The sequence below is a fragment of the Streptomyces sp. DT2A-34 genome (assembly GCF_030499515.1).
GTDB lineage: Bacteria > Actinomycetota > Actinomycetes > Streptomycetales > Streptomycetaceae > Streptomyces.
Map to the genome: position 1 here is coordinate 4,076,704 of NZ_JASTWJ010000001.1, position 22,428 is coordinate 4,099,131.

21 protein-coding genes and 1 pseudogene are annotated in these 22,428 nt (G+C 70.3%); 9 read left to right on the top strand and 13 right to left on the bottom strand.

Annotated features, from left to right (window positions below; genetic code table 11):
• Window positions 1-46 precede the first annotated feature (46 nt).
• Window positions 47-817: a PucR family transcriptional regulator ligand-binding domain-containing protein gene (locus QQM39_RS17945; protein WP_301997872.1), complete on the bottom strand. Its 771-nt coding sequence runs from the start codon at window positions 815-817 to the stop codon at window positions 47-49.
• A 100-nt stretch (window positions 818-917) separates the two neighbouring features.
• On the opposite strand from QQM39_RS17945, the gene QQM39_RS17950 reads away from it, so the two are divergent.
• From QQM39_RS17950 to QQM39_RS17975, 6 genes are all read left to right on the top strand, one after another.
• A complete protein-coding gene (locus QQM39_RS17950) occupies window positions 918-1,376 on the top strand; it encodes a nucleoside deaminase (RefSeq protein WP_301997874.1) in 459 nt (152 codons plus the stop codon).
• Between the two features lie 16 nt (window positions 1,377-1,392).
• A complete protein-coding gene (locus tag QQM39_RS17955; protein ID WP_301997875.1) occupies window positions 1,393-2,370 on the top strand; it encodes an isopenicillin N synthase family oxygenase in 978 nt (325 codons plus the stop codon).
• An 89-nt stretch (window positions 2,371-2,459) separates the two neighbouring features.
• Window positions 2,460-3,839: a condensation domain-containing protein gene (locus tag QQM39_RS17960; RefSeq protein ID WP_301997876.1), complete on the top strand. Its 1,380-nt coding sequence runs from the start codon at window positions 2,460-2,462 to the stop codon at window positions 3,837-3,839.
• A 119-nt stretch (window positions 3,840-3,958) separates the two neighbouring features.
• Entirely contained in the window at window positions 3,959-6,067 is a 2,109-nt protein-coding gene (locus QQM39_RS17965) for a hypothetical protein (RefSeq protein WP_301997877.1), read from the top strand.
• Window positions 6,067-6,249 (top strand): hypothetical protein, encoded by a 183-nt coding sequence (locus QQM39_RS17970; protein WP_301997879.1) that lies wholly within the window; start codon window positions 6,067-6,069, stop codon window positions 6,247-6,249. Before QQM39_RS17965 ends, QQM39_RS17970 begins: the two co-directional genes overlap by 1 nt.
• The gene (locus QQM39_RS17975) at window positions 6,249-7,832 is read left to right on the top strand and encodes a hypothetical protein (RefSeq protein ID WP_301997880.1); all 1,584 of its coding nucleotides are present in this window, start codon (window positions 6,249-6,251) and stop codon (window positions 7,830-7,832) included. The genes QQM39_RS17970 and QQM39_RS17975 overlap by 1 nt, the downstream gene beginning before the upstream one ends.
• 3 nt (window positions 7,833-7,835) lie before the next feature.
• On the opposite strand, the gene QQM39_RS17980 is transcribed toward QQM39_RS17975, so the two are convergent.
• The 10 genes from QQM39_RS17980 to hemL all read right to left on the bottom strand — a co-directional run bounded on the left by QQM39_RS17980 (window position 7,836) and on the right by hemL (window position 17,913).
• Entirely contained in the window at window positions 7,836-8,240 is a 405-nt protein-coding gene (locus QQM39_RS17980; protein WP_301997881.1) for an SRPBCC domain-containing protein, read from the bottom strand.
• Between the two features lie 38 nt (window positions 8,241-8,278).
• Window positions 8,279-9,241, bottom strand: coding sequence for a CU044_5270 family protein (locus tag QQM39_RS17985; protein WP_301997883.1), 963 nt, complete (start codon window positions 9,239-9,241; stop codon window positions 8,279-8,281).
• The gene (locus QQM39_RS17990; protein ID WP_301997885.1) at window positions 9,238-9,879 is read right to left on the bottom strand and encodes an RNA polymerase sigma factor; all 642 of its coding nucleotides are present in this window, start codon (window positions 9,877-9,879) and stop codon (window positions 9,238-9,240) included. The genes QQM39_RS17985 and QQM39_RS17990 overlap by 4 nt, the downstream gene beginning before the upstream one ends.
• Window positions 9,880-9,959: 80 nt before the next feature.
• Entirely contained in the window at window positions 9,960-11,060 is a 1,101-nt protein-coding gene (ccsB, locus tag QQM39_RS17995) for a c-type cytochrome biogenesis protein CcsB (protein WP_301997886.1), read from the bottom strand.
• 186 nt (window positions 11,061-11,246) lie between these two features.
• Window positions 11,247-12,980 (bottom strand): cytochrome c biogenesis protein ResB, encoded by a 1,734-nt coding sequence (locus tag QQM39_RS18000; protein ID WP_301997887.1) that lies wholly within the window; start codon window positions 12,978-12,980, stop codon window positions 11,247-11,249.
• Between the two features lie 3 nt (window positions 12,981-12,983).
• Window positions 12,984-13,748, bottom strand: a complete 765-nt coding sequence (locus QQM39_RS18005) for a cytochrome c biogenesis CcdA family protein (protein WP_301997889.1) — start codon at window positions 13,746-13,748, stop codon at window positions 12,984-12,986.
• A gap of 1 nt (window position 13,749) precedes the next feature.
• Window positions 13,750-14,367, bottom strand: coding sequence for a TlpA disulfide reductase family protein (locus QQM39_RS18010; RefSeq protein ID WP_301997891.1), 618 nt, complete (start codon window positions 14,365-14,367; stop codon window positions 13,750-13,752).
• 66 nt (window positions 14,368-14,433) lie between these two features.
• Window positions 14,434-15,741, bottom strand: coding sequence for a hypothetical protein (locus QQM39_RS18015; protein WP_301997892.1), 1,308 nt, complete (start codon window positions 15,739-15,741; stop codon window positions 14,434-14,436).
• A 142-nt stretch (window positions 15,742-15,883) separates the two neighbouring features.
• Window positions 15,884-16,582 (bottom strand): histidine phosphatase family protein, encoded by a 699-nt coding sequence (locus QQM39_RS18020; protein ID WP_301997893.1) that lies wholly within the window; start codon window positions 16,580-16,582, stop codon window positions 15,884-15,886.
• The gene (gene hemL, locus QQM39_RS18025; RefSeq protein ID WP_301997894.1) at window positions 16,579-17,913 is read right to left on the bottom strand and encodes a glutamate-1-semialdehyde 2,1-aminomutase; all 1,335 of its coding nucleotides are present in this window, start codon (window positions 17,911-17,913) and stop codon (window positions 16,579-16,581) included. The genes QQM39_RS18020 and hemL overlap by 4 nt, the downstream gene beginning before the upstream one ends.
• A gap of 665 nt (window positions 17,914-18,578) precedes the next feature.
• Between hemL and QQM39_RS18030 the strand changes: the two genes are divergently transcribed.
• From QQM39_RS18030 to QQM39_RS18040, 3 genes and pseudogenes are all read left to right on the top strand, one after another.
• Entirely contained in the window at window positions 18,579-19,016 is a 438-nt protein-coding gene (locus QQM39_RS18030) for a hypothetical protein (RefSeq protein WP_003974483.1), read from the top strand.
• A gap of 113 nt (window positions 19,017-19,129) precedes the next feature.
• A complete protein-coding gene (gene mobC / locus QQM39_RS18035) occupies window positions 19,130-19,315 on the top strand; it encodes a plasmid mobilization relaxosome protein MobC (protein WP_367668926.1) in 186 nt (61 codons plus the stop codon).
• Window positions 19,312-20,949, top strand: a pseudogene (locus QQM39_RS18040) (mobilization protein); the annotation flags it as partial. The gene mobC and the pseudogene QQM39_RS18040, both read left to right, overlap by 4 nt.
• 35 nt (window positions 20,950-20,984) lie before the next feature.
• Here the strand turns inward: QQM39_RS18040 and QQM39_RS18045 are convergent.
• Window positions 20,985-21,539, bottom strand: coding sequence for a flavoprotein (locus QQM39_RS18045; RefSeq protein WP_301997901.1), 555 nt, complete (start codon window positions 21,537-21,539; stop codon window positions 20,985-20,987).
• A gap of 129 nt (window positions 21,540-21,668) precedes the next feature.
• The gene (locus tag QQM39_RS18050; RefSeq protein WP_301997903.1) at window positions 21,669-22,358 is read right to left on the bottom strand and encodes a YdcF family protein; all 690 of its coding nucleotides are present in this window, start codon (window positions 22,356-22,358) and stop codon (window positions 21,669-21,671) included.
• Window positions 22,359-22,428: the final 70 nt, after the last annotated feature.

The following is a 22,428-nucleotide window of genomic DNA, read 5'->3' on the forward strand; positions in this document are numbered from 1 at the left end:
GGACTACGCGGCGTACAACTCGCGCAGCTCCCGCAGACGCCGCACTTCACGCCCCCCCCCCGGCGGCGCGGTGGCCGAGGTCGAGGGCCATCGTGCCGCGCCCGTAGGTGTAGAAGACGTCCTCGCGCGTCTGCGGGTCCAGCCCCCGCACGCTGCGCAGGGCGTCCCCCGGGAAGGCGGCCCGCAGCGCCCCCGCCCCGCCCAGCAGCCGTACGGCACGGTCGACGACGCCCACCTCCCGCATGCCGTGCACGGACACCCCGATCAGCCGGGCGCCCGGCCCGGGGTGGAAGCCCGCCAGGGCCGCCCGCGCCTCCACCTCCGGCTGGTTCAGCGCCTCCCGGTCGGCCAGATCCGCCAGCAGTGCCGCCGTATGGTCGTCGCCCCAGGGCCGTACGACGGAACGCCCCGACAGCCCCCGGGCCACGATCGCCCGGTTCGCCGCCTCGGTGATCCGTACGAAGGGCACCACCCGGCGCAGGGCCAGCAGCGGCAGCCCCACTCGGCGGGCCTCGTCGATCACCTCCGCCGGCATGTGCGGCAGGGAGCGGCCGACCTCCACCGCGAGTCCGGCGGCATCGCGGGCGGCCAGCTCGCGGACGTAGCGGCGCCGGACCTCCTCGTCGGCGTCCGTCAGCCCGAAGCCGTTGGTCAGCAGCAGTTCGCCCCCGTCGAGGAAGTTGGCTCCCTCGTAGACCTCGCTGGAGTGGACCCAGCGCACCGGGCGGTCCAGGGCCTGCTCCCCGGCGAGCAGCTCGGGCCCGGTGGCGCGGACGGGGTCGAGGGTCAGGACTTCGCGGAGGGTGAGTGCGGGCACGGATACCTCCAGGGCGCTGACAGTTCGTCCGCGGGCGGGCTGCCGGGAGAGTACTTTCCGCACGTTGCCCTCGTGTTTCGCCCACAGGAGAGTGGAAGGCATGGAGCTCTTGGACCAGGCGACCGCCCGTACCTGGCTCGCCACCGCCGTCGCCGAGGCCCGTGCCGGGCTCGGCGAAGGCGGCATCCCGATCGGGGCCGCGCTGTACGGGGCCGACGGGACGCCGCTCGGGCGCGGGCACAACCGGCGTGTCCAGGACGGCGACCCGTCCATGCACGCGGAGACGGCCGCCTTCCGGGCGGCGGGCCGGCAGCGGTCGTACCGCGGAACGACCATGGTGACCACGCTCTCGCCGTGCTGGTACTGCTCCGGCCTGGTCCGGCAGTTCGGTATCTCCCGGGTGGTGATCGGCGAGGCGGTCACCTTTCACGGCGGGCACGACTGGCTGGCCGAGCACGGGGTCGAGATCGTGCTCCTCGACGATCCCGAGTGCGTCGGGATCATGCGCGACTTCATCAAGGACCATCCGGCACTTTGGAACGAGGACATCGGTGAGTAGGCCACACATGTCACGCATGCCCCGCAAGCCACGCGCGCCCCGCATCCCCACGATCGACCTCGGCCCCTGGCTCGGAGGTGACCCCGAGACCCGCAGGACGATCGCCCGTACCGTCGACGAGACCCTCCAGACCGCCGGTTTCCTCCTGGTCACCGGCCACGGCGTCGACCCGGCGCTGCGCGCGCGGATCCGGGCGGCGGCCCGAGCCTTCTTCGTACTCCCCGTCGAGGTGAAGCAGCCGTACGAGGCGAAGGTCGGCGGCCGCGGCTGGCTCGGCCCAGGCGCCGAGGCCAACGGGTACGCGGAGGGCACCGAGACCCCGCCGGACCTCAAGGAATCGCTGACCTTCGCGACGCACGAGCCCTTCGAGGACCCCGTCGTCAACGCCGAGTGGTACGCGCCCAACGTGTGGCCTGCGGAAGTGCCCGAACTCCGGTCGCTGTGCGAGGAGTACCTGGAGCGCATGGGCGAGCTGGAGAAGCAGCTCCTCTCCCTGCTCGGCGAGGCCCTCGGCCTCGAACCCGACTTCTTCTCACGGCACATGGACCATCCGACGTACGGCTTCAACATCAACTGGTATCCGGGGACGGAGGTCATCGGGGAGCCGGCGCCGGGCCAGTTCCGGATCGGGCCGCATACCGACTTCGGGACGGTGACGATCCTCGACCGGCAGGCCGGGAAGGGCGGGCTGCAGGTCTACACGGACGAGGGCGGATGGGAGGACGCGCCGTACGACCCGGAGGCGTTCACCATCAACATCGGGGACCTGATGGCCCGTTGGACCGGTGACCGGTGGCGGTCGGGGCGGCATCGCGTCCTGCCGCCGCCCGCGGACGCTCCCGCCGAGGAGCTGATGTCCCTCGTCTACTTCGGGGAGTGCACGCCGGGCACCCTCGTGGAGTCCGTGCCGGAACCGGTGGGGCGGGTGGCGTACGAGCCCGTCGACTCGCATGTGTATCTGCGGGAGAAGCTGGACTCGATCACCGTCGGCTGACCGCTGCGAACCGTTTCTGAGTAAGGGTTGCCTCGTTGGGCGGGATACCACCCGTTTGGGTGTGTCCCCCGCCGCGAATGGAGCCGCCCGTGCGAATGACTGACATCCAGCGCTGCGAGGTCCGGCCCGGACGGCTCGTCGAATGGACGCTCAGTCCGGCGACGGTGGCGACGGCGAGGGGCCTGCCGGAGGACTCCCGGCCGCCGGCGTACGTCCAGGAGTCGCACCTCAAAACGGTCCACTCCGTGTGTGAGGACGGCCTGTTCCTGCCGACCTGGCTCGGTACGGCGTTCGACGTCCCGGGCCAGGTCGATCTCGACGCACTGCAGGACGCGCTGCACAGCTGGACGCTCCGGCACGAGACGCTGCGCAGCGGCTTCCGCTGGACCGACGGCGAGATGCACCGGTTCACGGTCGACGCCGAGGCCGTGTCGCTCCGGCGCGAAGTGGTCGGCGACTTCCCCGACGCGCGGGAACTGGTCCAGCACCTCCAGGACCGCTTCGACGCCGCGGCGTACGCGCTTCGCTGGCCGAACTTCATCTACGCGGCGGTCGTCCGGGACGACTGCACCAGCGTGTACATGGCTTTCGACCACAGCAACGTCGACGGCTACTCCCTCATGCGCGTCCCCGCCGAGATCCACGACCTCTACGCGGCGGCCGTCGAGGGCCGCCCCGTGCAGGAGCCGCCGGTCGGCAGTTACGTCGACTTCTGCGAGATCGAAAGGGAGAAGGCGGACCGGATCGCCGACGACCATGTGATCGTCGCCCGCTGGCGGGAGTTCATCGGCCGCTGCGACGGACAGCTGCCGAACTTCCCCGTCGAGCTCGGCATCGACCCCACCGGCCTGCACCCGCAGAAGCTCATGCGCGAGATGATCGTGGACGCCGACGCCGCCGCGGCGTTCGAGGCGTACTGCCGTCCCTACGGCGGAAGCCTGGTCGGCGTTCTGGCCGCCACCAGCCTTGTCGTGCACGACCTCGGCGGCGAGCCCGTCTACCGCACGGTCGTGCCGTTCCACACCCGGGACAGGGCCGAGTGGTCGGGCTCCGTGGGCTGGTTCGTCGGCGCCGCGCCGATCGAGGTTCCCGTGGCGGCCGCGCCCGACTTCGACAGCGCCCTGAAAGCGGTGCGCGCCGAGTTGCGGACCAACCGGCCGCTGGCCCGCATCCCGCTCGCCCGGGTCCTGAACCTGCTCGGCTCGGACTTCCGCCCGACGTCGCCCGACCTGTACTCGGTCGTCTCGTTCCTCGATGCCCGGGGCGTCGCCGGCTCCGCGCGGTGGACCGATCTGAAGGCGTACGGGCTGGGCCGGGTGACGTACGGCGACAAGGTGTACGTGTGGTTCAACCGGCTGCACGAGGGCCTGTGGTTCACGTGCCGCTACCCGGACACCGACATCGCGTACAAGAACATGCGGCTGTATGTGGAGCGGCTGCGGGACATCATCATGTCGACGGTTTCGTAAGCGCCCCGACGCTCGCGCCGACAGTCGCCCCGACAGTTTCGTAACCCAACGGACATCACGCGATCTAGTCCGAACCAACTCTCCCTCTCTACCCTTGAGTTGAGAGCCTTTGGGGGGAGGTGCGGGTGGCCGGACGGTTACACGGGCGTGGAGCCCTCTTCGACACGGACCCCGCCGGTCTCGCCCCACGGCTCGTGGGCCTGCGTCCGCACCAGCACCGGACCGCGAAGTCCGAGCATCCGCAGGAGCTTCCCCTCGTCGTCCTCACCGGTGCGCGTGGCCTCGGCAAGTCGGCGGTGCTGCGGGAGCTGCGGGACGCCTACAAGGGGCACACCCCGGTCGCACTGATCGACTGCGAGCACGGCGAGTTCGCGGCCCCGGCCGAGGGGCGGCCCGCCGAGGCCTGGTCGCCGGTGTCGCAGGCCCTGCTGGTGATCGCCGAGCAGCTCGCCGAGCCGGTGACCGGGGCCGGGCGGCTCCAGTTCCCACGGCTGATGTCGGGGCTGGTCGCGGTGGCCGCCGGCGGCTGGCGGGACGCCGACTCCGAGCGCATCCGGCGCGAGGTGGAGCGGATCCTGCTGCTGAACGAGAGCGGGTCGTGGATCGCCGGGTTCGCCGGGCGGTGGGCCGGGCGGGTCGCCGCCAAGGTGGCCGCGGCGGCGACCGGTGGCGGGCCCCTGCTGTCGTCGGCGGTCGAGGCCACCCTGGAGTCCATCTCCGACAGCGTGGTGCACCGACGCCGGCAGCGGGCGTCGACCTGGTACCGCGACTACCCCAACGCGGGCCGCAACGCCCGGCGCGGGCTGATGCTGCTGTCCGACCACTTCCGGGCCGGCGGCACCTCCCGCGAGCATGCCGAGCGGTATCTCGTCCGGGCCCTGCTCGCCGACCTGGGCGAGGCGTACGCGGGCGTGCTGCCCCGGATGCAGCGCATCGGCCGGCCCCTCGTCCTGCTGGACAACGCGCAGTCCGCGCCCGGTCCGAGGCTCGTCGACGCCGTGCTGCGGGACCGCTCCGAGGGCCTTCCCGACCAGGTGGTCTTCATCGCGGGCCTGCGCGGCGAGGGCCGCCCCGCCCTGCGCAACGCCGTCCGCCGCGCCCTGCCCGAGGTCGCCCGGCACAGCGGCTGGACGCCCGACCCGGCCGCCCCGTCCTCACGCGCGCTGCTCGTCTCGCTGCCGCCACTCAGCCCCGACGACACCCTGCACATCATCGGCTCCGTCTGCGCCGAGGTCCCGGTACCGCCCCAACTCCCGCACGCCGCACACCGGTTGACCGGCGGCAACCCGCTCGGCATCGCCCTGCTCGCCGAGTCCGCCGCCCAACGCCTGCCCGCCGCGGCCTCCCTGGGCGAGCTGCTCACCGCACACGTACGGCTGCACGAGGACCATGACGGGGAGCCCACGTATCTCGCGCTGCTCGACCGCCTCGTCCCCACCGACCGCCTCGACGAGCTGACCGTCCTGGCCGCCGCCCACGACCACGACTCGGCCTGCGCCCTGGCCGACGCGCTCCTGCCGGACGACTTCGGCCCGGCGGACGTACGGGCCCTGCAGACCCGGCTCGTGGAGGAGGGGCTGCCCGAGGTGCCGGGGCAGTTCGTCGGGGATCCCTTCGTGCGGACCCTGCTGCTGCTCCGGCTGCACCACGGCGACACGGACCACGGACAGTGGCGCACGGCACACGAGGCGCTGATCGCGTACTACACCGACGCCGCAGATGACACCGATGCCGCGGCCGGCCGCGTCCGGTACCGGCTGCATCACGAACTCGCCCTGGGGGTCAGCGACTCGGCGGTCGCGCATCTGCGGGACACCTTCCACACCGTGGACACGCGCGCGTGGCTGAGCTCCCTGCGCTTCATCGCCTCCGCGCCCTACTTCCACGCCCATGACGCCGAGGGCCACGACTTCGCCGGCCCGGACGACCGGCGGGCCACGATCGCGCTCGGCCGCACCGACGCCGGCCACGAGCCGCCGCAGGGCGTCGACGCCGCGCTGCACCTTCGCATACGGCGACTGCTGCACGCCGTATGGCAGCTGACCGATCCCCTGGCGCTGCCCGACGCGAAGGTGTGCGACCGGCTCCGGTTCGAGCTGGAGCAACTGTCCAACCTGCGGCCCGCCGGCAACGCGCTGCTGTGGCGGGCCTCGCGCGACTGGCCCGAGGACGCGCTCGCCGGGCGGCCGCTCAGGGTTCTGGACGACGACGAGGACGGGGAAGGGTGATGGCGGCCGGAGGTGTGGCCACGTATCCGCGCGACACCTTCCACGCCCGAACAAGCCCGCGCGGGTGGATCCCCCTCGTACAGGGCCACGGCTTCACCGGACGGGACGGCCGGCGGGCCGCGGTCGCGCCGGGCGGGCGGCCCCTCGGGGTCGCGGACGACGACGAGGACGGGGAGGCGTGATGGCGGTCAGAGGTGTCGGGGGGTGGCTGCGGGAGCACGTGTGGGAGATCCCGCTGCGCCGGTACGTCGCCCTGCTCGTCGGCGCGGGGGTGGTGGCCGGGGCCGTCCTCGGCATCCGGGTGCTCCTGCACGACGACCGCTCGTGCGCGCCCGGGGTGGTGATGCCCGAGGGCAGCGACGAGTGCGTGGGCGTCTCGACGAGCGACTACTACTTCGACCGGGACCGGCTGCGGGACACCGTACGGGCCATCGACCGGGAGAACCGTTCCATCAGGGGCGACTACGTCACCGTGGCCCTGTTCGAGCCCTTCACCGCGACCGACGCCGACAACCTCAACGACACCCTGCACGAGCTTCAGGGCGCCTATCTCGCGCAGTACCAGGCCAACCACCACTCCAACGGCGAGTCCCCGGCGATCCGGCTGGTGCTGGCCAACCCGGGCGCGACCGGGCAACACTGGGCGCACACGGTCGAGCAGTTGAGGCGGCTGGCCGAGGGGCCGGAGCGGCTGCGGGCGGTCACGGGGATCGGGCTGTCCACCGCCAACAACAAGCTGGCCGTCGAAGAGCTGACCCGGCGCGGGATTCCGGTGGTCGGCACCTCCATCACCGCCGACAACCTCGCCAACGGGCAGAACGGCAAGGACCCTTACCCCGGGCTGGCCCGCGTCGCCCCCACCAACACCGACGAGGCCAGGGCCCTCACCTCGTTCGCCAAGGTGAAGGCGGGCGAGGCGGTGCTGGTGTACGACAAGCCGGGCGATCCGTACACGACGACGCTGCAGGAGTCGTTCGAGAAGCTGCTGAAGGGGTCGCCGTACCAGCCGTGGGCGTTCACCCCGCCCGCCGACCGCAGCCAGGAGGGCTCCACCGCCAACGACTTCCGGCAGATCACCCACCTCGTCTGCGACACGGCCGAGAACACCGACACGATCCTCTTCGCCGGCCGCCACACCCAACTGCGCCAGTTCATCAACGCGCTCGGCGAACGCGGCTGCCAGGACCGGGCGTTCACCCTGCTCACCGGGGACGAGGGCTCGTATCTCACCGGCGACAAGGACCTCGACCGCGACGCCCTGAAGCACAAGCTCTCCGTGCGCTACACGGCCCTCGCGCATCCGGACGCCTGGCTGACGAAGAACCCGCCCGCGACCGGCGGCTCCGCCGAGGACGCGAAGGTCCTGGCGGACCTGGTGCGCGCGGCGCAGGAGCCGCAGACGGAGGGTTCTCGGGCGCGGGGTGAGCAGCGGGTCGGGCCGATCGGGCCGGTCACCCTGGAGGACGGCCAGCTGATCATCGCCTACGACGCGATGACGCTGACCTACCAGGGCATCCGCGAGGCCAAGCCGGACGGCAAGGACGCCCCGACGCTCGCCGACGTCCACGACCAGTGGGAGCTGATGACGGGCTCGCAGCGGGTGAACGGCGCGAGCGGCTGGATCTGCCTGGACAAGCACGGCAACCCGTACGACAAGGCCGTACCGATCGTGGAGGTCACCGCCGAGGGCCGCGCCCGCTTCGACACCCTCGCCTGGCCGGAGGGGAAGCCGCCGGCGAAGGAGTGCCTGCCGCCGGCGTCGTGACGGTCACGGGCCCGATTCCAGTACGTCGATCAGCGCCTCGAACCGGGCCCGCCAACGCTGCTCCGACTCCCTCTCGCCCTGGAACTCATGGGTGAAGCGGAGGGCGGCGCCCGCGTCGCCGTCGCGTTCCAGGTGGAAGCGGATCCGGCCGCCGCCCTCGACCGTGTACTCGGCGACCCGGTCCACGTCCCAGGCGGTGACCCGCCCGCTGCCCAGGTCACGCAGGGTGACCGCGCCGCCGAGGTGGGGTTCCAGGACGTCGGCGGAGGTGAACCAGGCCGCGAGCCCCTCCGGGGTGCTGAACGCCGACCAGGCCGTCTCCATGGGCCCGGGCAGCCGCACCAGGAAGTGCAGGATGTGCGTGTTCCCGTGCGTCTGGCTGGTGCCCTGTTCGATGGAACCGGTCATGACACCAGCCTGACTCCGCCGGGCACGATGCGCGACCCTTACGGCCGCTGACCTGCCTTGTCGACGACCGTGCGGTCCAGGATGGCGGTGCGGGCGACGACGTCGCCCTTCTTGAAGCCCCACGGCAGGTCCTCGATGGCCACCGCCCGCTCGCCGAGGAACTCCTTGGTCTCCTTGTCGAAGATCAGCTCGAAGCGCTGTCCGCGGTCCACCCTGGCGACCGCCACGCCGTGCCGGCCGGCCGCGTCCACGGTGTCGTCGATCACGAAGACCCCCGAGATCCTGGCGGCCGCACGGTACAGGGCCGCGGCCTGCGCGGGCGGCATCAGGGACTCGCGGGCGAGGTCGCCGACGAGGACGAAGTTGGCCTCGTCCTTGCTGTTGCTGCCCTCGCTGACGCTGTTCAGCCACTTGTACATCTTGTCGGGGTCGGTCGGCAGGGTCTGAAGGTGGCGGTAGTTGGTGTTGGAGGGGATGCCGGGGGTCTCCGCGTCCAGAGGCTCGTTGTCGAAGCCCTGGTAGGGCTCGTTCAGCAGGCCCTTCCGGCTGCCGTCCACCGACTTCCACACCTCGCGCTCGTGGATCGGCTGGAGCTTGGCGGGCTCGTCGTTCGTCTGCGTGGTCCAGGCGACCTTGCTCTTGATGTACACGAACTGGTCGTCCCGGATGCCGGCCGGCACTTCCGCGTGCTCGGCGGCGAGCGCGATGCCCTCCAGCAGCTGGGCGGCCTCGTTCCCGGCGCCCGGCTTCACGGCCCCCTTCGTCGCCGCCGGCTTGCCCGGTGTCGCGGCCCGCTCCGCCTGCCCGGACGGGACGGTGAACGTGACGGCGACCGCGGTGACGGCCGCTACGGCGCCCACGACCAGGGCGGTGCGCACAAAGCGCCGGCGCACGGGTGCTTCGGACGGTTCCTGCCGGATCTCGGTCATCAGATGCTCCTTGAGGAGTCGGTGACGGCCCGGCGGAAGGTCTCTGTCCGGAAGCTCCGGGAGCTGGTTCATCGGTTTCCCTCCCTCAGGGGCCCGACCGCGGTGGTGCGGTCTCCTCTCATCTGTCCGTGCCGTTGGGGGAGTTCCATATGTTTCGCGAGTTTTGTCCGCGCCCGCGACAGCCGCGACCGTACGGTCCCCACCGGCACCCCCAGCGCCTGCGCCGCCGCCCCGTAGTCCAGCCCGGACCACACGCACAGCGCCAGCACCTCGCGCTCGGCCCGCCGCAGCCTGCCCAGGGCGGTGCGTACGACGGCCAGTCGCGCCGAGTCGTCGAGGCGCTCGGCGACCTCGTCGGCGAAGTCGCGCACCGTCTCCTCACGCGGCAGCCGGGCCAGTGCGGCGGCGTGTCTTCGGGCGGCACGGCGGGTGATGGGGGTGCCCCCGCTCGAGCGAAGTCGAGAGTGGGGGAGTGTGACGTTGGTGGCGATGCCCAGCAGCCAGGGGCGCGGTGAGCCGCCCTCCTCGTCGAGCCTCTCGCGCAGCCGCCAGGCCTCCAGGAAGGTCAGCGAGACGACGTCCTCGGCCGTCGACCACTCCCCCGTGAGCCGGAAGGCATGGTTGTAGACGGAGCGTGCGTACGCGTCGAAGAGCTCACCGAAAGCGTTGTGGTCCCCCGCGCGGATGCGTTTCTGCAGATTCGTATCCACGTCTCTCTGTCTGTCCGTACGACGAAGGCCGGTTCCCGTGACTCAGGTCACAGGAACCGGCCCTGGTTCGTACGAGGGTGTCAGACCCCGGCGTACGAGTGCTTGCCGGAGACGAAGATGTTGACGCCGTAGTAGTTGAACAGCCAGCAGCCGAAGGCGATGAGGGCCAGGTAGGCGGCCTTGCGGCCCTTCCAGCCGGCCGTGGCGCGGGCGTGCAGGTAGCAGGCGTAGGCGACCCAGGTGATGAAGGACCAGGTCTCCTTGGGGTCCCAGCCCCAGTAGCGGCCCCAGGCGTCGCCCGCCCAGATGGCGCCCGCGATGATCGTGAACGTCCACAGCGGGAAGACGGCGGCGTTGACCCGGTAGGAGAACTTGTCCAGGGACGCCGAGGCGGGCAGCCGGTCGAGGACGGAGTTCGCGAAGCGGCCGGGGGTGCCGCCGTTCGCCAGCTTGTTCTCGTAACTGTCCTTGAACAGATAGAGCAGCGTGGAGACCGCGCCGACGTAGAACACCGCGCCGCAGAAGATCGCCGTGGAGACGTGGATGTACAGCCAGTACGAGTGAAGGGCGGGCACCAACTGGTCGCTGGCGGTGTACAGGACAGTGACGGCGAGGCCGAGATCGAGGAGGACCGTGGTGATCAGGAACAGCCCGAGCCAGCGCACGTTCTTCTTCAGCGCGAGCAGCGCGAGGTACACGGCGACGGCGACCGTGGAGAAGGTGATGTTGAACTCGTACATGTTGCCCCACGGCGCCCGCTGCACCGACAGAGCCCGCGTGAGCACACCGCCGAACTCGATCAGGAAGGCGAGGACGGTGAGGGAGATGGCGATACGCCCGTAGAGGTCGCCCTGCGCGTCCCCGCCGTGCGCCCCGGGCCCGTCCGGCACGTCCCGCTGGCCGGCCGTGGCCCGCACGACGACCTTCGGCCGCTCCAGTACGGCGGTGGAGCCGCCCTTCTTCACGGTGACGGCGGGCGCGTCGGCCTTCTCGGCCTTCGCCGGGGTGAGCGCGGCGGCCGTGCGGCCGACCTTGCTGCGGCTGCCGAGGAGCCATTCGGCGATGTACGCGAAGAAGGCCAGGGTGTAGACGGCCATCGACGAGTAGATCAGCGTGTTGCTGGTGCTCGCGAGGTTTTCGTTGGTGGCGGCGGCCAGCTCGGTTGCGGCGGCGAGAGTCACCTCAGCACTCCTTCGGGTGAGTATCCCGGCGACTTGCGGTCGGGCGGTGAGGTCTGCGAGAGGCTCGCAGCTGTGTTACCGGGCTGGTTTCAACCCGGCTGGCGTTGATCGTGGAAGACCTGGAGGGCCGCTGGTCCCCCGGGCGGCGTGAGCCAGGAATCTCCCTGGATCCGCGAGGGAGAGGATTCAATTGGTCTCAGCCCCTTCGGCAGTTGCGGTGTCGGGGTCGGACACACTGTCCGGCTCCGCCTCCGTGCCACCGGGTGCCCCGGGAGCTTGGTCGTAGAGAACCCCGGCCAGGTCGCCCAGTTCCTCCGGTACCTTCGCCGACTCGCTGCGGCCCAGGCCGGCCATCTCGACGACCGTCACCCCATCGGCGCCCCGCACCGCCCGCACCCACACGCGGCGGCGCTGGATGAACAGGGAGGCGGCGAGGCCGAAGATCGCGGCGATGGCACCGGCGAGCGCCCAGCCGCTGCCGGGCTGGCGGGCGACCTGGAAGCCGGCCCACTCCTTGATCTCCTTCTCGAAGGTGACCGAGCCGGCGCCGCCCGGGAGCTTCATGGTCTCGCCGGGCTTCAGGTTCTCCCTGAGCTGCGCGCCCTTGGCGTCCTTGAACCCCTTCAGGTTCTTCTTGTTCAGCTGGTACACGCTCTGCGGGAGGCCCGAGTTGACACCGAGGTCGCCGTGGTAGGCCTCCAGGTTCAGCACCGGGTTGAGCAGCGCCGGGAACTGCGAGACCACCGCGCTGCCCGAGCCGCCGTACGACGGCAGGAAGAAGGCCTGGAAGCCGAGCTGGTCCCACTTGCCCTGGGCGTCGCGGTAGCCGTCCATGACCTTGATCGCGCCCGTGGAGGTGACGTTGCCGTCGAGCGGAAGGAGGGGCACGGCGTCGCGGTAGACGACGTTGCCCTTGCCGTCGCGGACCGTGATGACGGGGGCGTAGCCGTGGCTGACGAGGTAGACCTTCGAGTCGCCGATCTCCAGCGGCTCGTTGACCTTGACGGTGGTCTTCCTGTCCTTGCCGTACGCGCCGACGCTGTAGGTGAGGTCGGCCTCGTAGGTGCGCGGGGTGCCGCGGTTGGGCCCGGTCGTCTCGTACGTGCCCTTGAAGTTCTTCAGGGTGAAGCTGAACGGATCCAGGTCGTCCTGGCTGAAGAGGCTGCCGGACTTGAAGTCGTCGTACTGGGTGAGGGTGTTGGAGAAGCCGTCGCCCTCGACGATCAGTTTGTTGCCCTCGGACTTGAACAGCTGGCCCCAGGCGAAGGCGATCAGCATCACGATCAGGGCGATGTGGAAGGCGAGGTTGCCGACCTCGCGCAGATAGCCCTTCTCGGCGGCGACGGCGTCACCGGCCAGGTGGGCGCGGAAGCGGCGCTTCTTCAGCAGGGCGAGCGCGGTCTCGCGGACCTGCTCGGGCTCGGCCTCGGTGCGCCAGGTGGTGTAGGCGGGCAGCCGGGTCAGGCGCCTGGGGGCGCCCGGCGGACGGCCGCGCAGCTGGCCGACGAACTGCCAGGTGCGCGGGACGATGCAGCCGATGAGGGAGACGAACAGCAGGATGTAGATCGCGGAGAACCACACCGAGCTGTAGACGTGGAAGAGGCCGAGCTTGTCGTAGATCGGCGCGAGCGTCTCGTGCGCCTTGCGGAACTCGGCGACCTTCGTCTCGTCGATGCCGGTCTGCGGGATGAGCGAGCCGGGGATGGCGCCGAGCGACAGCAGCAGGAGCAGCAGCAGCGCGACCCGCATCGAGGTGAGCTGCCGCCAGAACCAGCGGGTCCAGCCGATGACGCCGAGGGAGGGGAGGCCCGCGATCTCCTCGGTGGGGGCGGTGGAGAGCTGGGAGCCGGCGGCGTCCAGGTCCTGGTCCTCGGCCGGTCCCGGGGTGTGGTCGGGCGCGCTGGTCTTGGTGTTGCTCATCGATCAGATCCCCACAGTGAAGCCGTTGGACCAGACCTGCATCTCCTGCACGATGCGGTCCCACACGCCGGTCAGCAGCAGCACACCGGTCACGATCATCATGGTGCCGCCGATGCGCATCACCCAGGCATAGTGGCGCTTGACCCAGGTGAAGGCGCCGAGCGCCTTGCGGAAGGCGACAGCGGCGAGCACGAAGGGGATACCGAGGCCGAGGCAGTAGGCGACCGTCAGTATGGCACCGCGGCCGGCGCTGGCCTGTTGCATGGCGAGCGTCTGCACGGAGGCGAGCGTCGGGCCGATGCACGGGGTCCAGCCGATCCCGAAGAGGGCGCCGAGGAGCGGGGCGCCGACGAGTCCGGCGGCAGGCCGCTTGTGGAAGCGGAACTCTCGCTGGGTGAGCCAGGGCATCAGCCCCATGAAGAAGACGCCCATCAGGACCATGAGCACGCCCAGGGCCTTCGTCAGGACGTCCTTGTTCTCCTGCAGGGTCGAGCCCCAGTAGCCGAACAACGCCCCGCCCGAGACGAACACGGCGGTGAAACCGAGCACGAAGAGGGAGGCACCGGCGACCATCCGCCCACGCCGGGCCTCGGCCAGGTCGGTGCCGCTGACGCCCGTGACGTAGGAGAGGTAACCGGGGACGAGCGGCAGGACGCAGGGCGAGAAGAAGGAGACGAGTCCGCCGAGCACGGCGATGGGAAGCGCGAGCACCAGGGCACCGTTCATCACGGTGCCGTTGTAGGCGGCGAGCGTGGTGACTGCGCTCACGTCACTTCTCCGCGAGGACGGGCTTGATCATGCTGCGCAGCGTGTCCTCGCTGAGCGGCTGCAGCGCGCGCACCGCGATCCTGCCCTGGCGGTCGAGGACGAGGGTGGACGGGATCAGCTGCGGGTTGAGCGTGCCCTTCTTGAAGCGGAGCATCTGCTTGCCCGTGGGGTCGTACAGGCTCGGGTAGGTGACCCCGAACTCCTTCTCGAAGGCGACCGCCGGGGTGGTGCTGGTGTCCCGCGTGTTGATGCCGACGAACTCGACGCCCTGGCCCTTGAGGTCCTTGTAGACGGTCTGGAAGTTCTTCGCCTCGGCCCGGCAGGGCGGGCACCACGATCCCCAGACGTTGATGACGAGGATCTTGCCCTTGTAGTCGGCGGTGGTGAGCTGCTTGCCGTCGATGGTCTCGCCGGACAGCACGGGCGCCGCCGTTCGCGAGCTCTCGGGGACCGTGTCGATGCCGTTGTTGCCGGTGACGAAGTTGGTGTCACCGCCGCCGCCCGACGTGCCGCCGGAACTGCACGCGGACAGGGTCAGCGCGGCGGCCGCGGCTGTCGCGGTGAGCAGGACGGCACGGCTGCGGTTCGAGCGCAGGGGGGCACGGCTGGCGGCACTCATGTGAAAAGTTTCGCATGCCCGTTCTGGGGATCTTGCGCACCCCCCTCTCGGACGTAAACCCGCATTTCAGGCGGCGTTCGAGGAGCTCTCCGAGGAACCCGTGGAGCTCGTCGAGGGCGTGGAAGCGCCCTTCAGGAACGTGTTCCAGCCACCGACGGGCTCCTGCCCGACGTCGAGCGTCCGCAGCCGGTCGAGCACCTCCGGCTTCTGTACGTCCATCCAGTCCACGAACTGCCGGAAGGAGACCAGCTGTATGTCCTCGCCCTTCTCCTTCTCCCGCGCGATGTGCTTCAGGGCTTCCTCGACGGCGTCCATGTAGATGCCGCCGTTCCACTGCTCGAAGTGGTTGCCGACGAAGAAGGGGGCGCGGTTTGTCTCGTATGCCCGCTTGAAGCCCTGGATGTATGCCTGCGCCGACTGCTTGCGCCAGCCCGGGTAGTTGTAGCTGGGCGCGTTCGTGGAGTTGACCGACTGATTGGCGAGCATGTTGTAGTCCATGGAAAGGACCTCGAACGAACGTCCGGGGAAAGGTATCTGCTGCAACGGCAGATCCCACAGCCCCTGCTTCTTCTGCGGCCACACCTGGCGGCCGCCCGGCGAGGAGGCGTCGTAGCGCCAGCCCAGCTCGCGGGCGGTGGGCAGCAGGTTGTCCTGGCCGAGGAGGCAGGGCGTGCGGCCGCCGACGAGTTCCTTGTCGTAGTCGAAGGGCAGGGAGGGCAGATCGGTCCAGCCGGAGTTGGTCCGCCACTCCTTCACGAAGGCCTTCGCCTGCTCGATCTCGCTGCGCCACTGCTGCGCGGTCCAGTTGCCGACGGTGCCGGTGCCGGCGCAGAAGTGACCGTTGAAGTGGGTGCCTATCTCATGGCCGTCGAGCCAGGCGCGGCGGACGTTCTTCAGCGTCGCCTTGATGTGCTCGTCGGTGAGGTAGCCGATGTCGGAGGCGCCGCGCGGGTTGTTCGGGGGCTCGTAGAGCCGCTTCTTCGACTCGGGGAGCAGATACAGCCCCGAGAGGAAGAAGGTCATGTGCGCGCCGTGTTCCTTGGCGAGGTCGAGGAAGCGCGGGAAGAGGCCGTTGCCCACCTCGCCGGCACCGTCCCAGGAGAAGACGACGAACTGCGGCGGCTTCTGGCCCGGCTCCAGCGGCTCGGGCTTGCCCGGCTGGTTCGGCTGCTTGCCGGTGTAGGAGGTGGAGCCGTCGCCGATGGGGCGGGCGCGGTGGGTCTGGGTGCCGGGCTTGTTGTCTGCGCCGCCCGTGGAACCTCCGGCGTCGTTCGCCCCGTCTGACGACGTGAGCGTGCCGCACCCCGCGAGCCCGAGGCCGGCGGCCGCCCCGGCACCGAGTCCGATAACTCCCCTTCGGCTGAAGTTGCGCATTCCTGCCCCATCCGTCGTGCTTTGCTGGTGGTCACCCAGTCAGAGGGCACGACGAACGGGGAGGTTCCTCCGGATCACGGAGGATTCGCAACAAATGTCACAGATGCGTCTTAGGTGCACCGTGTCTCAGGCGCACCGTGTCTTAGGCGCCGAAGGCCTTGTCCTTCCCCTTCACCGGCTTGGCGCCGGCGCGGAGATGGGCGGGGACGAGGTCGATGGCGGGCTCGGAGTAGCCGACGGACACGATCTTGTCGCCCTGGTACGTGAAGCTCGTCACCGACGCGAGCGTGCACTGCCGCTTGCGCGGGTCGTGCCACAGCCGCCGCTTCTCGACATAGCTCCGCACGATCCAGATCGGCAGCTGATGGCTGACCAGCACGGCCTCGTGCCCGCGCGCGGCGTCCTTGGCGGCGTCGAGCGCGCCCATCATGCGGATGACCTGCTCGACGTACGGCTCACCCCAGGACGGCCTGAAGGGGTTGACGAGATGCTTCCAGTTCTCCGGCCTCTTCAGGGCCCCGTCCCCCACGCCGAAGGTCTTGCCCTGGAAGACGTTGTCGGCCTCGATGAGACGCGCGTCGGTCGCGAGGTCGAGCCCGTGCGCCTTGGCGATCGGCGTCGCGGTCTCCTGCGCCCGCTCCAGCGGGGAGGAGCAGACGTACGTGATGTCACGCGAGGCCAGGTGCTCGGCGACCCGGTCGGCCATCTGCCGCCCGAGCTCGGACAGGTGATACCCGGCGAGACGGCCGTAGAGGATCCCGTCCGGGTTGGCCACTTCACCGTGCCGCATGAGGTGTACGACGGTGATGTCGCTGCCGCTCTTGTCGATGTCGCCGCTCATGCCGCCGTGGCCTCCGCCGCCGCTCGGGCCGCCGCCGGGAGGGCGTCGGCGATCCGCTGGACGGCCTGCTCGTCGTGTGCCGTGGAGACGAACCAGGACTCGAACGACGAGGGCGGCAGATAGACGCCCTGCGCCAGCATCGAGTGGAAGAAGGCGGTGAAGCGGAAGGACTCCTGCCGCTTGGCGTCCTCGTAGTTGCGCACCTCCCGGTCCGTGAAGAAGACGGAGAACATGTTGGAGGCGGTCTGCAGGCGGTGCGCGACGCCTTCCTTGGCGAGGGCCTCGGTGACGAGCGACTGGATCTGCGCGGATACGGCGTTGACGGTGTCGTACGCGGCCTCGTCGAGGAGCCGCAGCTGGGCGAGGCCGGCGGCGGTGGCGACCGGGTTCCCGGAGAGGGTGCCGGCCTGGTAGACGGGCCCGGCGGGAGCGAGGTGCGCCATCACGTCGGCGCGGCCACCGAAGGCGGCGGCCGGGAAACCGCCCCCCATCACCTTGCCGAAGGTCATGAGGTCGGGCTTGACCCCGTCGATGCCGTACCACCCGGCGCGGCTGGTCCTGAACCCGGTCATGACCTCGTCGGAGATATAGAGGGCGCCGTTGCGCCGGCAGGCGTCCTTCAGCCCCTGGTTGAAGCCGGGGAGCGGCGGGACGACGCCCATGTTGCCGGGCGAGGCCTCGGTGATCACACAGGCGATCTCGCCGGGGTGCCGGTGGAAGGCCTCCTGCACGGCCTCGAGGTCGTTGTAGGGAAGGACGATGGTGTCGCCGGCCTGGGCGCCGGTGACGCCGGGGGTGTCGGGCAGGGCGAAGGTGGCGACCCCCGACCCGGCGGCGGCGAGCAGCGAGTCGACGTGCCCGTGATAGCACCCGGCGAACTTGATCACCTTCGTGCGCCGGGTGAACCCGCGCGCGAGCCGGATGGCGGACATGGTGGCCTCGGTCCCGCTGGAGACGAGCCGCACCTGCTCGAGCGGTTCGATCCGGTCGACCATCTCCTCGGCGAGCGCCACCTCGCCCTCACCGGGCGTGCCGAAGGAGGTCCCGCGGGAGACGGCGTCCTGGACGGCGGCGATGACGGCCGGGTGGGAGTGCCCGAGGATCATGGGCCCCCAGGAGCAGACGAGGTCGACGTACTCGCGCCCGTCGGCGTCGGTCAGATACGGACCCGTGCCGGACACCATGAACCGGGGCGTACCGCCCACGGCCCGGAAGGCGCGCACCGGGGAGTTCACGCCGCCCGGCGTGACGGCGGCCGCACGGTCGAACAGAGCCTGCGAGGCAGGCGCATCGTATGGATAGGGCGTTCCTGAAGAGGGCGCTTCGCTCATGACCTGCGACTACTCCGACCTTCTCTGACCTACTCCGATGATCTCGGACTCCGGTTGCCAGTGACCTCCTCAGGGTAGGCCAGGGGGCGGCCGGGGCCGCGGGGCGCCGGCGAACCGGTGGCTGGGGCCGCGGGGCGCTGGTGAACCGGCGGCCGGGACAGCGAGCCGCCACTGACCCGGCGACCAGCCTCCCCGTCCCCCTTCCCCGCCCCCTCCACTCCCCCCGTCACGCCCCACCGCCCCCGAGCACCCCCCGTCCCCACCCCGCGATCTGCGAGACTGGACGTGATACACACAGCTCATGCGGGGCGTGATGGTCGGGGACTGAAAAGATCCTGCGGACAGGTGTTTCAACGCACGTTTCGGCGGGCGGCCGTGGGGGAGGTCACTGACACGATGATCGGGTTGCGCGGCGGGCGCCACGCGTCCTAGAAAAGCAGTCGGGTGGAGATATGCATCGCGGTGGCGGACTGGGCGAGGGGACTGATGACCTGGGTCCTCGACGTGCCCGGCGGGGAAGGCACCGGCGCGACGCGGAGGATTCGAACGAAGCACGTCAGGGACACGTAGTACCGGATATGCCGGGTGTACCGAACGAGTCAGAGCGGGCCGACCGACGCAGCATCGATCGCGATCGGCTGAGGGCGAGCAGGAATGGTGGTCGGGTGGGGGTGACGTACAAGTACTTCGGCGCGCCCGACGGCGCGACCGCGGCCCGCGTCCCGATCTCGATGCGCCCCGAAGAACTCGGCGGCGACGAACTCGGCATGAACGGCATGTTCACCAAGATCAAGCCGGAGACGATGGCCGCGATGGTCCTGACGGGCATCGAAGGCGTCCCGCTCCACAAGGTGCCGCCGCTGGAACTGGTCGTCCTGCACCCCGACTACGCCGTGGTCAAGCTTCCGATGACGGTGGTGGATCCGCTGCGGGGTATAGGAGAGGAAGCGGTGGGCGCGGCCGCTTTCATCTGGTCGACGGTGCCGGACCGGGGTGGGCCTCGGGATGCGTTCAATGTGTATCAGCTGCTGCATGAGTGGCAGGACTTCAGCCATCGGTTGCATGAGGCGGGGCATCAGCCTTATTGCCTGGTGTGGCCCTGATCGCCTCTGAGCTGGGGTTTCTTGCGGGTTGGGCGGGGTCTTCGGGCCTCGCCCTTTTTGGTGGCGGAGGGGGGCCGTCAGGCGGCCAGGGCACATTGAGGGCAAAGGCGCTGATGGCCGCCAACCGCCAGCTTGGCATGATCGGCAACAACCTCAACCAGCTCACCTGGCACCTCAACAAGGACGGCGCCTGGCCCGAGCCGGACGCCGTCCACCAGCTCCTGGCCCGCATCGAAGCGTCGATCGCCGACGTGGACACCGCCGTCGCCCAGGTCACCGAGGGAAGGCAGGACCGGTGATACCGAAGATCATCACCGGCAAGGGCAGCACCCGCCGCCTGATCGCCTACCTCTTCGGCAAGGGCGACGCCAACGAGCACGTCGACCCCCACCTGGTCGCGTCCTGGAACGACTTCGCCCCCGACCCTGGCCGTAGTCCCCACCGCGACCCGAAGGAGGTGGAAAAGCGGCTTTACACGCAGCTCGACCAGCCGGTGGCCATGCTCGGCCGCCAGGCCCCGAAGACCACGGTCTGGCACTGCCCGGTCCGCGCCGCCCCCGAGGACCCCATCCTGTCCGACGCCCAGTGGGCGGAGATCGCCCGCCGGATCGTCGCCGCCGTCGGCATCGCTTCCGCCGGGGACACCGAAGCCTGCCGCTGGGTGGCCGTACGGCACGCCGACGACCACATCCACATCGCCGCCACCCTCGTCCGCCAGGACGGCCGCCGCCCCCGCCGGGACTACGACATCCGAGCCGTCCAGCGCGAAGGCCGCCAGATCGAAGTCGACTACAGGCTGAGGCGGTTGAAGCCGGGCGACGGCACCGCCGCCAAGCGCCCCACCAGCAAGGAACACTTCAAGGCCAAACGCCTGGGCCAGGACGCCACCGCCCGCGAGATCCTGCGCCGGCGCGTCCGCCGCGCCATGGCCGCCGCCTCTACGGAGACCGAGTTCTTCGTCCTACTGGAAGCGTCCGGCCTGGTGGTGCGCCCGAAGACAGAGCCGTCCGGAGACGTGACCGGCTACAGCGTCAGCCTGCCCGGCGACGTCAACAAACAGGGCGAACCCATCTGGTACGCCGGCTCCACCCTCTCCGGCGACCTCTCCCTGCCCCAGGTCCGCAAGCGCCTCGCCACGACCGCTCCTGAGCCGGTCTCCGTCCGACCGGGCAACCCGTGGCACCAGGCCACCGCCGCCACCGAACGCATCCCCCACCACCTCACCCACAGCGACGACGGCATGGCCCAGGGACAACTTGCCGCGCTCGGCGGAGCACTCGACCTGCTCTCCCTCACCGCCCCGGCCGCGGCGCGGGCCGAGCTGGAACGAGCCGCCGTGACCTTCGAGCGCGCCACTCGCTCCCGCATCGCCGCCGACCACGCCAGCGCCCGTGCCCTGCGCCGCAGCGTCCAGGCGATCTGGAACGCCCCCGCACGCCACGGCGACGCCGCGGGACTGGCGATGCTGATCGACGCCGCGCTCACCGCCGTCGCCTACGCCGTGCACTGGCACCGCACCCGCCAGCACGCCCAGCAGGAAGCGGCAGCAGAACAGGCCCTGGTCCATCTGCAAGAGGCGTACGCGCAGGTCGCGGAACCCGTCTTGGTGGGGCTGGCCCACCGCTCACCCGATCTGCAGAGCAAGCGCCGCTACGCCCGCCACGTCCAGGAGGCGGTTCCCGAGTACGCCGAGCGCATCCTCAACGACCGTGCCTGGGATGCCCTGGCCACTGTGCTCGCTGAAGCGGAGGCGGCAGGCCACAATGCCTCCGCCCTCCTCGACCAGGCTGTCCGCCAACGCACGTTGGACGACGCCCGCAGCCCTGCCCGCGCCCTGACCTGGCGCATCCATCGCCTCGGCCAGCGCCACGCACCCGGCCCACAGGCACAGGCCGCCAACGCCCGCCACACCGCGCAGCGCCCGACCACACCCCGCCCTTTCCAGAGGCCAAGGGACACCAGCGCTGATCACGTCGCTACGGACACCACAGGGCCGAGGAGTTCCAATGCCTCCTCCCACCGGTATCGGTCGGCACCTCCGCCGGCCTTGGGCTTGTGGGGCTCGTACGAGCCGATCAGGACGCCCATCTCGCGCAGCTGGTCCAGGCTCCGGCGGTAGGCGGGGTGGGCGGCCTGGGCCGAGTTCAGGTAGGGCAGGACAGCGGTCGGGATGCCCATGCCGTACGCCTCGCACAGGATGCCCAGGGCGAGCGTGTCGGATATGCCGGCGGCCCACTTGTTGACCGTGTTGAAGGTGGCCGGCGCGACCGCGATCGCATCCGCGGGCGGCAGAGGTCGTGGCTCACCGGGCGTGCGCCAGGCCGAGCGGATCGGGTAGCCGGTCTGGGCCTCGATCGCCTCGGTGTCGAGGAAGCCCAACCCTTGCGGAGTGGCAATGACGCCTACGTCCCAGTGCCGCTCCTGCGCGGCGGTGATCAGCCTGCCGACGTCGCCGGCAACTCCGGCCGCACAGACGACAACGTAGAGGAAGGGCTTCTTGCCCGAAAGAATCTGCTCGGTCACGCGTGAACTCCAAGGCGGTGAGCATCCCTTAGGCGGCCAGACGATTCACTTTCGATCGTCGAGGGACGCAAGGCGGCCACAAAGCTGGCAATGCCGCGCCCCGCCCGGCGGCCCGAGGCGGGCTGCGGCTCAGGTGCTGATGAGGCGGCTGTCGAAGCCGGCGCCCAGGAGGCGCTCGTAAGCGTCATGGACATCCCCTGGGACGACCTGCTCAACGGCGAAACCGAGCTTCGGGTATTCGATCACCCTTTGCAGGTCACCGACGAGCATGTCGACGACGAGCTTTTCGTCGCCGATCGACTTGATGTAGTCGTCCAACTCCATTGGCTCGGAGGCGCATACGACATCGGCCTCGGGCCACAGCTGACGGCAGGTCGCGTACGAGCGGCGCTCCATGTACGGCTTGGAGATCAGCAGCAGCGACTGCACCTCCACCCCGGCCTCGGTCAGCAGCTCGCGGGAGAAGGTGATGTTCTGGCCGGTGTTGGCGGCCTTCGGCTCGACCAGGATTGCCTCGTTCGGCACGCCCAGGCTCAGGGCGTGCTCGCGGTAGTGGACGGCCTCGCCGCGGGGAAAGCGGGCACGGGTGGTGGGGCTGTTTCCGCCGCTGAAGACCACGACCGGAAAGAAACCGGCGCGGTAGAGAGCGACGGCAGTGGTGGCCACGCCCAGGTCGTGGCTGCCCAGGCCGATCGCCGCGGAGCAGGGCCGCCGCTCATGGCCCATCCGGTGGTAGTCCCAGATCAGCACCGCGTCGTGGAATTGCTCATCGGTGATCTGGCGCTGTTCGTTGTGCGGCACCGGCACTCCCTGGCTCATACCTGCTGGTCCTTTCGGATGCCCTCGATGCTGTGCGGTTGGGGGTTCAGCACGTGCTGGAGGGCGACCC